Annotated in this window: 14 protein-coding genes, 1 tRNA gene and 1 riboswitch; all 15 genes read left to right on the top strand. The window is 34.9% G+C overall.

The window, feature by feature from the left end:
- Positions 1–13 precede the first annotated feature (13 nt).
- The 15 genes from FS935_RS23435 to FS935_RS12355 all read left to right on the top strand — a co-directional run bounded on the left by FS935_RS23435 (position 14) and on the right by FS935_RS12355 (position 14,507).
- Complete coding sequence (locus FS935_RS23435) at positions 14–205, top strand: hypothetical protein (protein ID WP_158638604.1); 192 nt, start codon at positions 14–16, stop codon at positions 203–205.
- A gap of 276 nt (positions 206–481) precedes the next feature.
- Entirely contained in the window at positions 482–757 is a 276-nt protein-coding gene (locus tag FS935_RS12420; protein WP_146948906.1) for a YbyB family protein, read from the top strand.
- A gap of 218 nt (positions 758–975) precedes the next feature.
- On the top strand, positions 976–1,764 hold the full coding sequence (locus FS935_RS12415) for an ABC transporter ATP-binding protein (protein ID WP_146949025.1): 789 nt from the start codon (positions 976–978) through the stop codon (positions 1,762–1,764).
- Positions 1,748–2,503, top strand: coding sequence for an ABC transporter permease (locus FS935_RS12410; RefSeq protein ID WP_146948905.1), 756 nt, complete (start codon positions 1,748–1,750; stop codon positions 2,501–2,503). The genes FS935_RS12415 and FS935_RS12410 overlap by 17 nt, the downstream gene beginning before the upstream one ends.
- 18 nt (positions 2,504–2,521) lie before the next feature.
- Positions 2,522–3,526 (top strand): aliphatic sulfonate ABC transporter substrate-binding protein, encoded by a 1,005-nt coding sequence (locus FS935_RS12405; protein ID WP_146948904.1) that lies wholly within the window; start codon positions 2,522–2,524, stop codon positions 3,524–3,526.
- A gap of 9 nt (positions 3,527–3,535) precedes the next feature.
- Positions 3,536–4,114 (top strand): SCO family protein, encoded by a 579-nt coding sequence (locus FS935_RS12400; RefSeq protein ID WP_240050898.1) that lies wholly within the window; start codon positions 3,536–3,538, stop codon positions 4,112–4,114.
- A gap of 65 nt (positions 4,115–4,179) precedes the next feature.
- Positions 4,180–4,319: riboswitch (SAM riboswitch) on the top strand.
- A 365-nt stretch (positions 4,320–4,684) separates the two neighbouring features.
- Entirely contained in the window at positions 4,685–5,809 is a 1,125-nt protein-coding gene (locus FS935_RS12395; RefSeq protein WP_146948903.1) for a methionine biosynthesis PLP-dependent protein, read from the top strand.
- Complete coding sequence (gene metC, locus FS935_RS12390) at positions 5,796–6,971, top strand: cystathionine beta-lyase (protein ID WP_146948902.1); 1,176 nt, start codon at positions 5,796–5,798, stop codon at positions 6,969–6,971. Before FS935_RS12395 ends, metC begins: the two co-directional genes overlap by 14 nt.
- Before the next feature lie 278 nt (positions 6,972–7,249).
- On the top strand, positions 7,250–8,233 hold the full coding sequence (locus FS935_RS12385; protein WP_146948901.1) for a nuclease-related domain-containing protein: 984 nt from the start codon (positions 7,250–7,252) through the stop codon (positions 8,231–8,233).
- 100 nt (positions 8,234–8,333) lie between these two features.
- Entirely contained in the window at positions 8,334–9,329 is a 996-nt protein-coding gene (locus tag FS935_RS12380; protein WP_146948900.1) for a DoxX family membrane protein, read from the top strand.
- 162 nt (positions 9,330–9,491) lie between these two features.
- Positions 9,492–10,502, top strand: coding sequence for a TAXI family TRAP transporter solute-binding subunit (locus FS935_RS12375; protein ID WP_146948899.1), 1,011 nt, complete (start codon positions 9,492–9,494; stop codon positions 10,500–10,502).
- A 53-nt stretch (positions 10,503–10,555) separates the two neighbouring features.
- On the top strand, positions 10,556–11,068 hold the full coding sequence (locus tag FS935_RS12370; protein ID WP_146948898.1) for a DUF1850 domain-containing protein: 513 nt from the start codon (positions 10,556–10,558) through the stop codon (positions 11,066–11,068).
- Entirely contained in the window at positions 11,058–13,022 is a 1,965-nt protein-coding gene (locus tag FS935_RS12365; RefSeq protein ID WP_146948897.1) for a TRAP transporter permease, read from the top strand. The genes FS935_RS12370 and FS935_RS12365 overlap by 11 nt, the downstream gene beginning before the upstream one ends.
- 201 nt (positions 13,023–13,223) lie before the next feature.
- Positions 13,224–13,295 (top strand) — tRNA-Val (locus tag FS935_RS12360).
- A gap of 597 nt (positions 13,296–13,892) precedes the next feature.
- Positions 13,893–14,507: a DedA family protein gene (locus FS935_RS12355; RefSeq protein ID WP_146948896.1), complete on the top strand. Its 615-nt coding sequence runs from the start codon at positions 13,893–13,895 to the stop codon at positions 14,505–14,507.
- The last annotated feature ends 451 nt before the right edge of the window (positions 14,508–14,958 follow it).

The following is a 14,958-nucleotide window of genomic DNA, read 5'->3' as shown; positions in this document are numbered from 1 at the left end:
AAGCGCCAATGCAGTGGATATCATAACTAAAATGAAATCCCTTTCTATTTTATCCGATTATCAACTGACAGTAAAACCATACGCGGTTATTTCATTAAATGGCTTAAAAATGGTATTGATTGCAAAAGAAATTAGCTATTTTCGTAAATCACATTTAGTTCATCTTGAATCTATTTTATTAGATTTAGAATTAATTATTTTATAAATGACTTTTTGAATTTATATCCTTTTCCTAAAAATTAATGAACATAACTTGGTTTATTGTTTCATCTTTTGAATTTTTTTTAAAAGGTTATGCTAATTAATTCCCCCATAGTGGAGCGAAATGAAACGAACTCGTTACTAACTAAATCTAAATGAAAAACCAGAAACTATCTTTATTATAGACAGTACAATCATTATCATAATTCTAAACGTTTTAATATAGTAGAAAAAGGGAATAGTCTAGTAAACCTATTAAAAAGTGAGAGGAGAATCACAAATGAAACAAAATACTAAAAAGAAAGTGGTTGCATCCGGAGTTGCTTTATCAACGATAGGTGTTACTTCATACGTACTTAAAGATCAATCCAGAAAAGATAAACTAGTAGAAACATTGAAAGCAGTAAGAAACAAAATCCAAAATATGTTCCGAGATAGAGACAAAGAAGTAATAGAAAAAGCAGGACATCCTCATCCACATGATATTGAAGATAATAAAATGGTTTCAGAAGGTGCAGCATTTTCAGTAAATTATTATGACGAAAAAGAAAAATAATAAATGAAGTTTAACTAGGGTAAAAAAGCAGTATATATCAATTGCTTATTATAGACGCTCAGAGGATTTTTCTCTGAGCGTTGTTTTTGTGATCACAAAAAACCCATAATGAATATTCGAACAATAAACAAAACCATTGACTTTTTTCTAATACTTTATATAATAATCTTATTAATCCGATAAAAAAGATATGAATTATACAAAAGCGGGTGAGAGCAATGTTTTTATCTATTAACAATGTAAACAAGCAATTTAAAAACCGTGATAACAAAGAAGAAACGGTTTTGACCAATATAGATTTGCAGGTAAAAGAAGGAGAGTTTGTATCGATCTTAGGACCATCAGGTTGTGGAAAATCTACATTACTTTCCATTGTTGCAGGTTTAACACCACAAACATCAGGAGAACTTGTTTTACAAGGAAAAACACTAAAAGGTCCTGGAAAAGAACGTGGAATGGTTTTTCAACAGGCAGCATTATTTCCTTGGTTAACTGTTGAAGAAAATGTCATGTTTCCACTACGCAAAGAGCTTTCAAAAAAAGAAGCACAAGAAAGAGCGAGTAAATATTTATCTCTTGTGCAATTAAGTCCTTATGCAAAGCATTCTCCACATGAATTATCAGGAGGAATGCAGCAGCGTGTATCCATTGCCAGAGCACTTGCTATGGATCCTGCTTTGTTATTAATGGACGAACCGTTTGGTGCTCTAGATGAACAAACACGTTCAAGATTACATGAAGTGTTAGAGGATGTTTTTTTAGAAACGAAAAAAACTATTTTGTTTGTTACACATAGTATTCATGAAGCATTGAAGTTATCTGATCGAATTGTTGTGATGGGAACTCAGCCTGGAAGAATTGTCGATATTATCGAATTGAATTTTCCAAGACCGCGTGAAAAAGCTGGTGAAGAACTATTAGGTTATGAAGAAAGAATTAAAGCTTTATTAAAAACAGAGATTGATAAAGTGATAGAAAAGGAGCAACAGTATGCAACCCGTCGTTAAACGAATACTTTTTTATGGAATTCTGCTAGCTGTTTGGCAGGTTGCTGTAACAGTACTTGATGTTTCAGTATCTTTACTGCCTGCTCCAACAGATGTTTTTTCATCACTATATACTGGATTTCTTGATTTAACACTTGTTTATGATTTAGTTGCCAGTTTTAAAAGATTGGTAATTGGTTTATTAATTGCATTAGTTTTAGGACTTATTTTAGGAGTCTTTTTAGCAAAATCAAAAACTGCTGATGAAACATTAGGATCATTAATCATTGCGTTGCAATCTGTTCCAAGTATTGTGTGGTTGCCTCTTGCGATAATGTGGTTTGGCTTAAACGAAGCAGCAGTTACGTTCATTGTTGTTTTAGGTGCTACATTAGTTATGACGATTAATGTAAGAACAGGTATGAAAAATGTTCCACCTCTTTTTATAAAAGCAGCACAAACAATGGATTATAAAGGATTACGTTTATTTTGGAAGGTAATGTTTCCAGCATCAATTCCTTATATAGTAACTGGAACAAGACTTGCTTGGGCATTTGCTTGGAGAGCTTTAATGGCCGGTGAACTATTAAGTACTGGACCAGGACTTGGATATAAACTAAAATTCGCTTCTGACTTTGGAGATATGAGTTTAGTTATCGCGATTATGATGATGATCATGGTTATTGGAGTTATTGTGGATTTATTATTTTTCCAACGAATTGAAAAAAATGTAATGAAAAAATGGGGTTTAGATACCTAACAACGGAGGGTTTTACAGATGAAAAAAGGATTATTATTAAGCTTAGTTTCAATATTATTTGTAGGAGTTTTAGCGGCATGTGGAACAAAAGAATCAGCGAGTTCTAATGGTACTGGTGGAAAAGAAGAGGTTATTATTGGCTACTTCCCAAATATTGACCATGTTCCAGCAATGATTGCAAAAGAAAAAGGATATTTTGAAGAAGTATTAGGAGAAAACGTAAAAGTAACTTATAAAACATTTCCAGACGGTGCTGCATTTATGACAGCATTAAAAACTGGTGATATCCATGCTGGTCTTGTAGGCCCAGGACCTGTTATGAACAACTTTGCAAATGGAGCAGATGTAAAAATTGTTGCAGGAGCATCTTCAGGTGGAACAGTTGTCGTAGCATCTGAAAAAAGTGGTATTGAGTCTGTTAATGATTTAACAGGAAGAACATTTATTACGCCTGGCGTAGGCTGCACACATGATGTTCAAATGGAAACATTTCTTCAAGAACTAGGTATTACTTCAGCACGTATTGGTGGAACGTTGAAGCATGTAACAGGTAATCCAGCTCAGTATGGTGCTATGTTTGAATCAGGAAAAGTTGATCTTGCAGCTGTTCCAGAGCCTTGGGCATCTCAGCTTGTAAACGATGGTGCTAAGATTATTGTCGATACAGATGAAATTTCGTATGGAACAACTCTTCCTAATACTGTATTAGTTACAAGTGGTAAATTAATTGATGAAAACAAAGAATTAGTAGCAAATATTGTGAAAGCTCATGAAAAATCAGTTTCATTCATTAATGAAAATCCAGAAGAAGCTCGTGAAATTGCGATTAACTCTATTAAAGATATTACAGATCAAGATTTAGATCCAAAGATTGTTGAAAGTGCTTGGGAGCGTGTAAGCTATACAACAGAAGTGAATGCTGATGTTGTTCAAGAATTTGCAAATTCATCTTTTGAATTAAAATTTCTTAAAGAAAAACCAGAATTCAGTGATCTTATCGACACTCAATTCTTAACGAAATAGGTTTTAAGAATGATAAAAAAATCACTTATCATGATCATTGCTGTTCTAGCATTGATAGGCTGTTCACAGTCTATCAATCTAGAAGAGCATTTTTCATTAAATGGGACAGTTGAGTCACTGAAAGCAGTCAATCAAGATGGTGAAGCTGTTGAACTTATAGAAGATTACAAAGATCAGGTTTGGCTCTCTACGTTTATTTTCACTAATTGTGATACCGTTTGTTCACCAATGACAGCACATATTGCCACATTGCAAAAGAGATTGCAAGACGAAAAACTCGATGCAAAACTTGTTAGTTTCACAATTGATCCAGAATATGATTCCCCCGAAGTGCTAAAAGCCTTTGGAGATCAATTTGGTGCAGATTATAAAAATTGGAGCTTTTTAACTGGATATAGTCAACCTGAAATCGAATACTTCACAAATAAAAGCTATATTGCTCCTGCAGCAAAATTGGAAGGATCAAATCAATTTGTTCATAGTACATCGATCTACCTTATGAAGGGTAATAAGATACTTGAACAATATGATGCTGTATCAGAGGTACCTTATGAAAAAATTATCAAAGATATCAAACTATTGAAATAATTCATTGCATTCTCTACTACAATGAGGTAAAGTAGTGAAATAGTACTTTAACAACTTCATATATTTTCTTATCAAGAGAGGCAGAGGGACTGGCCCTATGAAGCCTCAGCAACCGGTTCAAAACGAGTGAAGATTTGGTACCGTTGATATTGCTACGTTCGGAAAATTAAATTTAGTATGTTTTTTACAGCACGACTGATAATGAAAAATGAAGCGAACAAAGAGTTCTTGTTTGTTCGAAGCATTTTTCATTATCAGTCGAAGGCTTGCAAAAGCAAGCCGTAAGCAAGCGATAGCTTGCTTGCTGAAAAAAACTAACACAATACTAAATTTGATGTTTCTATAACAAAATACAGTATCAACAATCTCTAAAACCAAACAAAAACTTCCACGAGTGCCAAGGTGCTAAATCCAGCAAGCCAACATCAGCATTTTTATGCTTGAGAGATAAGAAGGAGCACACTTATAATCACAGTCTTCTTCTTAACGAGGGAGACTTTTTATTTTGTGTTTAAACAACATAATCCTTCCTCTCAATTACATACTTTTCTAATTAGGATGGTGAAGATAATGAATCAACGTATTGAAACGAAATTAGCGCAAATTGGAAATAGAAGTGAAAATGTAACGGGAACGGTTAATCCACCTGTCTATTTTTCTACTGCATATCGTCATGCAGGTATTGGCGAGTCAACTGGCTTTGATTATATCCGCACAGGTAATCCAACTAGATTACTAGTTGAAAATGCAATCGCAGATTTAGAGTATGGAGATAGAGGGTTTGCTTTTAGCTCTGGAATGGCTGCAATTCAAACGATCATGGCATTATTTCAAAGTGGAGATGAATTGATTGTATCCTCTGATTTATATGGTGGAACATACCGTCTTTTTGAAAGAGAATGGAGAAAATACGGTCTAAATTTCCAATATGATGATTTTACAAAACCAGCTGAAACAGAAAAGCTAATAAATGAAAATACGAAAGCATTATTTATCGAAACACCAACAAATCCATTAATGCAAGAAGCGGACATAAAAGCACTTGTTGCAGTCGCAAAAAAACATAACATTTTAGTGATTGTTGATAATACGTTTTATACTCCAGTGATTCAAACACCGATAGTAGATGGAGCTGACATTGTCATCCATAGTGCAACAAAATACTTAGGCGGACATAATGATGTTCTTGCAGGTCTTGTTGTTACTAAAGGTGAGAAGCTTAGTGAAGAGTTTTTCATGCATCAAAATGCAATCGGAGCAGTTTTGGCTCCATTTGATTCATGGCTGTTAATGAGAGGTATGAAAACATTATCTCTACGCATGAAGCAGCATGAGCAAAATGCTAGGCAAGTTGCGGAATTTTTAGAGAATCATGAAGATGTTCAAGATGTGTTATATCCAGGAAAAGGTGGAATGCTTTCCTTCAGGTTAAAAGACGAAGCTTGGATCAATCCATTCTTAAAAAATCTAAAAATGGTTACATTTGCTGAAAGTCTTGGTGGTATTGAAAGCTTTATCACATATCCAGCCACACAAACTCATATGGATATTCCAGAAGAAATTAGAATCGCAAATGGTGTCTGTAATAAGCTGTTGCGCTTTTCAGTAGGAATTGAACATGCAGAAGATATTACGTCAGATTTAGCACAAGCATTTAAACAAATGAAGGGAGCTGAAGCAGTTGAGCAATCATGATTGGTCTTTTCAAACAAAGCTGTTGCATAATGAATCAAAGGTTGACAAAGGAACAGGAGCGGTAAGTGTTCCTCTTCATCATTCCTCAACATTTCATCAATTTGATGTTGAAGAATTTGGTAAATATGATTACGCACGATCAGGAAATCCAACACGTGAAGCATTAGAACAGGCAATCGCTGAATTAGAAGGTGGAGCAAGAGGATTAGCTTTTTCTTCAGGAATGGCAGCTATTTCAACTTCCTTCTTGCTGCTTTCACAAGGTGATCACGTGCTTGTGACAGAAGATGTGTATGGTGGAACTTTCCGTATTATCACAGATGTTTTAACAAGATTCGGTATTGAACATACTTTTGTTGATATGACAGATTTGCATCAAGTAGCTTCAGAAATACGCCCAAATACAAAAGTCATCTATATGGAAACACCATCAAATCCTTTGTTGAAGGTAACTGATATTAAAGGCATTGTTAATCTGGCTAAAGCTAATAATTGTCTTACATTTTTAGATAATACATTTTTAACACCAGAACTTCAGCGTCCAATCGAATTAGGTGTTGATGTTGTCCTTCACAGTGCAACGAAGTTTTTAGCAGGACATAGTGATGTATTAGCAGGTCTAGCAGTTGTAAAGGATGAGGAATTGGGTAATCGTTTATACAAACTACAAAATGCCTTTGGTGCTGTACTTGGTGCTCAGGACGCATGGTTAGTTTTAAGAGGATTGAAAACTTTGCATGTACGACTAAAGCAATCACAAGAATCGGCTGAAAAAATTGCTGCCTACTTAGCTGATCATCCTAAAGTTGAAGCTGTTTATTATCCAGGCTTAAGCTATCATCCAGGTCATGACACACATCGCTATCAAGCAAAGGGTCCTGGAGCTGTATTATCCTTTAAAGTTGCTGATTTTGAGGCAGTAAAGCTGTTAGTTGAACATGTGAAATTACCAGTGTTTGCAGTAAGTTTAGGTGCTGTGGAATCGATTCTTTCTTATCCGGCAAAAATGTCACATGCGGCAATGCCTGCAGAAGAACGAGAAAAACGTGGCATTTCAGATGGATTGTTAAGATTAAGTGTAGGCTTGGAAAAAGCTGAAGACTTAATTGCAGATTTTGAAGCAGCATTTGCGAAATTGCCTGCTGTGACTGTAAAAAGCTGACTCTTCGGGGTCAGCTTTTTTGATTGTTGGGGGAAGGGAGAGTAGTTGGGCTAGCGGGGGAGGGGGATGTAGGTGTCGATTTGTGTCGGAAAACTAATATAATTTAGTTTTCGGCAAATAAAATCAGCAAAACAGCAAATAAATCCACGGAAAAAGCAAATATCTCATACTAAACAGCAAATAAAATGAAGAAATAAGCAAATATGTCATTTTTAGAATAAGAGGAATAACGATGTATGATGGCGAAATGGTGATAAAACACGAAAAGGAATGATAAGATGATTGTAAAACCCCGCAAATACCCCATCGCCATTAAAAAATTGAAAGCTATTCAAGGTCGTCTGGCACAAAGTCACCCGAAATATGAGATTATTAGTGAAAATATATCTAAAAGATTGGCAGGTTATAAAGGAGAAAAAAGTTTGGATTATCATTTGAGTTTTCTTGACGAAAAAACATTCCATATCATGCATGATGTTAGGCTATTTGATGGAAAACACTATTTTCATATTGATACATTAATTCTATCAAGGAAGTTCATTTATTTATTAGAAGTGAAAAATATATCTGGGACACTATTCTTTGATAATCAGTTTAATCAATTAATAAGAACACAAAATAATACTAAGGAAGCTTTTCCTGATCCGTTAATACAGGTGGAACGGCAATGTAATCAGCTAAACAAATGGTTGAAACTAAACAAATTCAAAAACCTCCATATAAAAGACCTTATTGTTATAAGCTCTCCACGCACAATACTTGAGACTTTTCCTAATAATGAAAAAATCCATCAAAAAGTGATTCACAGTGCAAAACTTCCTTTTAAGATTAAATATTTCGAAGAATCTCAAGAGAAAAACCTTCTCACAGAAAATCAATTAAACAAATTAAGTAAACTTATGATCGAAAAACATACACCAGGAAATACTGACTATCTTGAGTTGTATAATATATCAGATGTGGAGCTACAAAAGGGAGTGATTTGTTCCAATTGTTCAAGGTTGCCCATGGAAATTAGAAGAGGTCGATGGATATGTAACTACTGTCACTTCATCTCAAAGGATGCTCACCTTTCTGCCCTAGAAGACTATTTCTTGTTAATAAGTAAAGAAATTACAAATGCTCAAATAAGAACTTTCCTTAAAATCCCCTCCATTTATATAGCCAACAAAATCCTCACCTCTCTAAAGGTAAATGTCACAGGAAAAAACAAAGGTCGAGTGTATCATTTAGATTTCGACTCTAAAATTCAAAATTATTAGACAATACCTGCTACTATATATTAAGCTTGTACAATACATAATTTCACCAAGAAACTAACACACTAAATGTAAATTCATTTGTATTCAAGGAGTTTTTAAAATGAAAAAGGGTATTTTGTTTTTGCTCATTTTTACAGGTCTTATTCTTCCTGCTATTACCCATGCACATGTAAAGTGGTTTGCAACTGTTGATCCGGAGAAGGTTAGTATCGAACAAATACTATCTCCATTATTCATTACGATTACCCTACTTTGTGCGGTGATATTAGCTGTGTTGTCTCAGGTAATGGGGAAGTTGATGGATATTCCGTTAGCAGCTAAACTGGATATCACATTGGATGGTTTTCGAAAATATTCCAGACATCTTTTAAAATATGGAACAGCTTTATCGTTTATTCTTCAAGTATCATATGGAACGATGTTTGCTCCAGAATTTGCGATTACAGATTTGTGGCAAACAGTTGTGATGTGGCTCATCATTATTTTTCTATTAATACCACATCATTATTCCACTAAAATTGCTGCGCTCTTTATGTTAGGATTGTTCATCAATGTGTGGGGTCAAGCAGGTTGGTTTCATATGCTGGATTATGGCTTTTATTTAGCTGTTATAGGTGTGCTGCTAGTAGGGCGTACAAAGTTTGAAACGATTGGATTTCCATTTTTATATTTAGGTACAGGATTAAGTTTATGTTGGGTTGCTGTTGAGAAATGGGTTTATCCTGTGATGACAACAGAAATTATTCAACAGCATCATGTTCCGACATTTGGTTTTCCAGCTGATATTTTTGTTTTACTATCTGCTTTTATTGAATTTGTTGTTGGTTACTTATTAGTAGTAGGAATCCTTAATCGCGTGTTATCCGTTGTTGTGACAGTATTGTTTATTTTGACAACGACGATTTTTGGATACACAGAGGTTGTAGGACATGCGATGATTCATTTTGTTTTACTTATTTTTATCATTGAAGGTGTTTCATTTTACAAGCCTCCAATAAGAATTCATAAAACAAGACTTGATCAAATGATCTTTGTTTCCTTGAATTTTATATTTGTGTTAAGTACGATTTTGCTTATTTACTATCGCTTTGCTTAATTAGTTCTTACTATTTAAAAGGTCTATTCAGTATTATTCTGAATAGGCCTTTTTTCAGTGAGTAAGCGTTTTAATGATATTTATATGCATGTACAGTATGTTTCTATCATATATAAAAAAGTAAGCTATAGCTTTTACACAATTTTACAAGGGGGAATAGAGATGAAAAAAATGCGTAATAGTATGTTGTTTATCATGATGCTTGCATTTGTTATGGTCATTGCAGCTTGTGGTGGTGGATCTGATACAGGAAGTACAAGTGAGGAAAATGAAGGAACAAATGAAACAGAAAACACTGAGGAAAGCCAAGATCTAAGTTTATTAACAGGTGGAACTGGTGGTACATATTATCCACTTGGTGGGCAAATTGGAAAGGTTATGACAGATAATACAAACGCAAATATTACTCCACAAACTTCTGGTGCTTCAGCAGAAAACATGGAAACACTTCGTGCAGGTGAAGCAGAGCTTGCATTTACACAAACAGATATTGCGGCATATGCAATTGACGGAAAAGAGATGTTTGATGGAAATCCAATAGATAATATTCAAGCAATTGGTTCTTTATATCCTGAAACAATTCAGTTGGTAACAACTAAAGATAGCGGAATTGAAAGTGTTGAAGATTTAAAAGGTAAAGCAGTTTCAGTTGGTGCCCCTGGTTCAGGTGCTTACATTAATGCTATGCAGGTTCTTGAGGTTCATGGATTAACAGATAAAGATATTAAACCGCAAAATCTATCATTTGACGAATCAACAGATGGTATCCAAGCAGGTACAATAGATGCTGCATTTATTACTGCTGGTACACCAACAGGAGCTGTTGAGGCATTATCAGCTCAAGAAGATCTTGTGATTGTTTCTCTTGAAGAGGATATGGTTTCAGCATTAATTGAAAAATATCCTTATTATGCTAAAGATACAATTGCAACTGGAACCTATGGAATTGAAGCAGATGTGAATACAGTTGCTGTAAAAGCAATGCTAGTTGTTACAGATGATCAAAGTGAAGACTTAGTGTATGAAATGACAAAGGCAATGTTCGAAAACACAGATAAAATTACACACGCTAAAGGTGAACTAATTACACCTGAATCAGCATTAGAAGGAATCGGAGACTTAGAAATTCATCCTGGCGCAGCAAAATACTATGAAGAAAAAGGTCTACAATAAAAAAGCAAACATAGGGGTCTGACCCCTATGTTTGTATTGTTAGGTGATTGGCTATGAAAAAACACATATATCTCCTTGGAGTAGGCGGAATCCTGCTTTTATTCTCCATTCTGTTTATTCCCTATCAACAAGTTCTTTCAATTAGCTATCAAGACAATGATGAAATGTTAGCTTATCTTCCTATAACAAAATCTAAAACATTTCAGATTCAATACACACATTCTATTCATCTATCAGATGTGATTGAAACGTACAGCGTGAAAGAGAAAAACATCATCTTGAATGAGCTTTCCTACGAAGATTTCGCAGTAGGAATGCCTGCAAATGCTGAAGGAAATGAAGTTTTCGAAGTCAGAGATGGAACCTATGTTATAACAAATATGAAGAGGGAATTTCCTTTTTTTGATTTACGAGTAGGACAAGTGAGGGCAAATCATAGGATACTCCAAGATACAAATTCATATAAATTAACAGATTTTATAAAACCTGGTGAGTGGGTAAGATTGTCGATTCAAAAGCTATCGATATGGCAGCAACTGAAAGGAGTGAAAATAAGTGGAAACTAATCAATCTAATACATTGTCAGCAGAAGAACAGCAGAAACTTCTTGAAAAATATGATCCAGAAGCAGGAACTCGTAAACTTACGGGGATTGTTGGCAAAATTGTGTTTATCGGCTTACTAACTTTTTCATTATTTCAGCTTTATACAGCGATTTTTGGCATCTTCACTGCACAAATTCAACGAACAATTCACTTAGGGTTTGCCCTAACATTAATCTTTCTCTTATTCCCGGCAAATCGAAAAAGTAAGAAAACCCATAAACTCCAAGTCACTTGGTATGATGGCTTACTTGCTTTACTAAGCATTGGTGTTGGATTATATTGGCCGATCTTTTTTGAAAAGCTAGTGATGAGTGTTGGCCGATTGACAACTTTGGACTTCATTGTTGGATTAATCGCGATTTTACTTGTGTTAGAAGCAACAAGACGAGCTGTCGGCCTACCAATTACGATTATCGCCATTGTGTTTCTTTTATACGGGTATTTTGGACCTTATATGCCAGGGTTTCTCTCACATCGAGGTTTATCATTAGAAAGACTTGTTCAAACAATGTTCTTTACAACTGAAGGAATACTTGGAACACCGCTCGCCGTCTCATCCACATTTATCTTCTTATTTCTATTATTTGGTGCATTCTTAGTGAAAACAGGTGTAGGGCAATACTTTAATGATTTAGCTGTTTCCATTGCAGGACGAAGCACAGGTGGTCCCGCAAAAGTTGCGATATTCTCAAGTGCGCTACAAGGAACCATTAGCGGCAGCTCTGTTGCTAATGTGGTAACTTCTGGATCATTTACCATTCCAATGATGAAAAAACTAGGGTATAAACGGGAATTTGCAGGAGCAGTAGAGGCAGCGGCATCTACTGGTGGACAGTTAATGCCACCAATTATGGGAGCAGCAGCATTTCTAATGGTAGAATTCATCGGAAATGGAATTACCTATTGGGACATTGCGAAGTCAGCGGCAATACCAGCATTACTCTATTTTACAGGTATATGGATCATGACACATTTTGAAGCAAAGCGCATTGGTTTAAGAGGATTAACAAAAGAAGAAATGCCTAACAGAAAAGAAGTTCTAAAAAAGCTCTATTTATTATCACCAATTCTTGCCGTTATTGTGTTACTAATGTCAGGTGTGATCGTAACACATGCTGCATTGTATGCAATTTTACTAGCGATCATTGTTGGTTTTATAAATAAGGATACTAGAATGGGACCAAAGAAATTTGTTCTTGCTTTAGTAGATGGAGCACGCTCAGCGCTAGGAGTAGCAGCAGCAACCGCAGCAGCTGGTATTATTGTTGGGATTGTCACAAAAACTGGATTAGGCTTAAAATTGGCAAATGGGTTAATTGATTTAGCTGGTGGTTATTTAATTCCTACACTCATGCTAACAATGGTCGCAGCAATTGTACTAGGGATGGGATCACCGACAACAGCAAATTATGTTATCACATCAACTATTGCCGCACCTGCGATTATTTTATTAGGTGTTCCAGATTTATCAGCACATTTATTTGTTTTCTATTTCGGCATCATCGCAGATATTACACCACCTGTAGCTCTCGCAGCATTCGCAGCAGCTGGTGTCGCTGGTGGAGAACCATTACGAACCGGAATCAATTCGGCAAAGCTAGCCATTGCAGCTTTTATCATTCCATATATATTTGTTCTTTCACCACAGCTATTAATGATTGATACAACATGGACAGAGCTATTATGGGTGATTGCCACTGCCCTTTCAGGAATGATCGCAATCGGTGCAAGTATTATCGGTTTCTGGATGAGAAAATTAAACATACTTGAACGAGCTATTTCCCTAATCGGTGGATTACTACTAATCTATCCAGAAGGAATATCAGATACAGTAGGGTTAATCATCTTCTTAGGAGTATTTGCAAGCCAAGTGTTCTTTAATCGAAGAGACAAAGGAATGTCGCTAAAGGCTTAATTCTATCGAGGATCATGTCAGATGAAGGCTAATACAGCCTCATTTGACATGATTCAAGTTATTTTCCGGGAAATAAGTCGAATAGTGATGTGGGGAATGGAAGGCTGTTTTACATGATCATATGGGAAGTTTTATTGACTTCAATTCTAGTTCTGAATATAATAGAATATGTATCTTTAAGAGTTTACAAATTTATATAGCGATCCGATAGTTCAGTGGGAGAACACTACCTTGACAGGGTAGGGGTCGGGGGTTCGAATCCCTCTCGGATCATAGAAGTGAGAAGCTTCAACCCTTGAGGATAGGGTTGAAGCTTTTTTCTTTTTCTCTATCACTACTTATTGACAAGTGGATTGAGTAGCAATGTTCCGAATCCTTCTGCAGTAGCAGTTTCAGACACTTTTCTCGGACCTTTTGAGACATTATGATGCCTTCATCCTGAAGACAAGAGTAAATAACGAATATCTACAATAAATTGAATATTGATTAGAGATCTAAGGCTGTTTCTGTAGCGATTAATAAGTTCCATTACCATATAGTGAAGACAATAACTCACTCCTCGATCGTACATTAGAAAAATTGGTCCTGTGTACGCTTTTTTCATACCATCATGGTATGAAAAAAGCTAATAGATAAACTGAAAATGTAGTCATTATTTTAAGTTAAGGTGAGATATTTTTTTGTGTTCTATCAGGAATTGGGAAAAACAATAAATAATTACTTTCCACGAGATGATAAACTAGATAAAATAGAAGATAATACTCATTATATCAATGGCAGTCTTAATGAAAGAGTGTGTTGATAATAGAAATTAACTATTAAATGATTTAAATGAAAAGATTAGTTTAAATAAATTTCAAGGGAGTAAGTATGGAAAATTTTTTAACAACATTCATTGAAGAGTATGGGTATGTTGGTGTAATGCTATTGATAGCGATAGAGAACATCTTCCCACCTATTCCATCAGAAGTCATCTTAACTTTTTCAGGATTTATGACAACAAAAACAAACTTGTCAATCTTAGGAGTTGTTATTTCTTCTACTATAGGCTCTGTAATAGGGGCTGGTATCCTCTATTTTATAGGCATGCAACTTGATGTAAGCAGATTAGAGAAAATTATTGATAAATGGGGAAAGGTTCTTCGATTGACAAAGAAAGATATACATAGAGCAGATGCTTGGTTTGATAAATACGGTCCATTTACAGTATTCTTTTGTCGTTTTATCCCTTTAATCCGGAGTTTAATTTCAATACCAGCAGGGATGTCCAATATGAAGATAGGGATCTTTTTTATTCTTACTACATTAGGTACATTAATTTGGAACGTTGTACTTGTATATTTAGGAGCAACAGTTGGAGCTTCTTGGGAAGAGATCGTTAGTATAATGGATATTTATTCAAATGTGATTTATATCACCCTCGTAGTGATCGTAATAGTTGCAGGATTTTTATTTATTCGAAAAAGGTTAATAAAGAAACCATAAAACGAGTTTCTTTGATAGTAGATATGACTCAAAATTCTTACTTAATTAAAGCGGTCATCCTAGACATTTTCTTAAGATCTACTTTAAGTGAGTATCAAGTAAATATCACAACAATTACTAAATAAAACACAGTTTAAATAACTACAAATGTTTCTAATACTATAATTATAATAAATGGTGAATATAAAATCATAACGAAGGCTGCCCTGAAGAAGTTTATGGGCAGCCTGTTTTGTAGTAAAAATAATGCAATTACTTCTCACCACTCTTATAATCTCTAGATTTATATACCTACTGAACCTAATCCCATAATTGGCCTTGTCTTAGATAGTAGAAATGTAGTGTCTCTGCTATGTATTGAATATCCTCTTAGGTTAACTACTAACTAAAGAAAGGTCCCCCTTTCCTCTCACTTCATTTTTTGATAAAGTGTAATTTACTATGTATGTGT

The sequence above is a fragment of the Metabacillus litoralis genome (genome assembly GCF_007994985.1).
GTDB lineage: Bacteria > Bacillota > Bacilli > Bacillales > Bacillaceae > Metabacillus > Metabacillus litoralis.
This window is presented reverse-complemented; position numbering and strand designations above follow the sequence as displayed.